The organism is Pseudoxanthomonas mexicana, assembly GCF_001556105.1.
Classification (GTDB): domain Bacteria; phylum Pseudomonadota; class Gammaproteobacteria; order Xanthomonadales; family Xanthomonadaceae; genus Pseudoxanthomonas_A; species Pseudoxanthomonas_A mexicana_A.
The window spans coordinates 1-741 of sequence record NZ_LSIF01000102.1 but is presented as its reverse complement, the minus strand read 5'-3'; the positions used below and the strand labels follow the sequence as shown (position 1 = coordinate 741).

Sequence of the window (741 nt, the reverse complement as noted above, 5' to 3'; positions counted from 1 at the left end):
CCCACGCATAACGCCTGAGTTAAGCCGACCCGCGAAGCGGGTTCGGCTTGGACGAATTGTTATGCACCAATGTAAGCCCGGAGCCGGTCGCCTGCAACGGTTGCGCGATGACCGGGAGCCTGAAATCACTCGCCGCCAGCCGATAACAACATGGGGCCGGCTGTGCTTGAGCCGAAGACCGCAGCGCCGCCCATCCGCAAGCCGTGAACCTGGACAACAACCGCGCGGCGCGAACACGATGCAACCGAAGCCGAGCCAAGCGAAGCAAAGAAGAACAACGAAGCCGGAGCCATCAACAGCCGATTAACGCCGAAGCCATGAAGAATGCAAAGCCCGATGATGGCCGAAGCCGACCGAACAAGAACGCCCGCCCACGCATAACGCCTGAATTAAGCCGCGCCGCGAAGCGGCGTCGGCTTGAATGAATTGTTAGGCCTCATCCGTGCGTCCAACAGCCCAGAATCCACCCAAGGAAAGTACTACGCCCACCCAGAAGCTCCAGGTGCGATAGAACGGTATATGCGGGTGTGACACTACATGGTCGCAGGCCTGCGCTACGTAGTCATAGCTGCCACCGGAGTCCAAGCAGCCGTCAGAGGCAATGAGCATGGAAATGTGCTGCCAGAACAGCAACGCTGCCACCGATAGCAATGCAACTCCGAGCCAACGCAACTTTTGCTTCATGAGGCCTAACGCCTGAGTTAAGCCGACCCGCGAAGCGGGTTCGGCTTGGACGAGTTG

General features: G+C 59.2%; 1 protein-coding gene. It reads right to left on the bottom strand.

Going from position 1 to position 741, the window contains the following annotated elements; genetic code table 11:
• Window positions 1–429: 429 nt before the first annotated feature.
• Window positions 430–741, bottom strand: a 312-nt coding sequence (locus tag AX730_RS17585; protein ID WP_062358506.1) for a hypothetical protein, incomplete at its 5' end; no start/stop codon positions are given.